The organism is Vibrio sp. 10N.222.49.C9 (genome assembly GCF_041474985.1).
Lineage (GTDB): Bacteria > Pseudomonadota > Gammaproteobacteria > Enterobacterales > Vibrionaceae > Vibrio > Vibrio crassostreae_C.
Genome location: NZ_JBFRVD010000620.1, coordinates 1 through 377 on the forward strand (window position 1 = coordinate 1; position 377 = coordinate 377).

A 377-nucleotide genomic window follows, 5' to 3' on the forward strand; every position below is an offset into this window, starting at 1 on the left:
ATTTAACTGATTGAAAATCTTCGTTAGATTATCACCCGGCTGTATTGTATATCGATACGCTGGTGGCGGTTCTTGTGATGGGACTTGACGAAACATATCGGCAGACAGATCGTAACTACGCGTCATGCGAGCTTCTTTATCACCACTGACAACATAGGGTGCACAAACGCCCCCCGCAATCATGAGGACACCCAATATTAATATAGAGGCACGAGCCTTTATAAAACCCCTTAACAAACTTCTAGATCCAAACAAACCGACTCTCTAACTATCAATAATGAAAGATTGCTTACCCATAACCTCGTTAGTTTCAGTTCGCTTTAGCAAGACCACCTCTACCATTTCTTTTATGCACAAACATATTAATGGCGCGATTC

General features: G+C 41.9%; 1 pseudogene. It reads right to left on the reverse strand.

What is annotated here, in order from left to right:
- A pseudogene (locus AB4585_RS24770) lies at window positions 1-183 on the reverse strand (hypothetical protein); the annotation flags it as partial.
- Window positions 184-377: the final 194 nt, after the last annotated feature.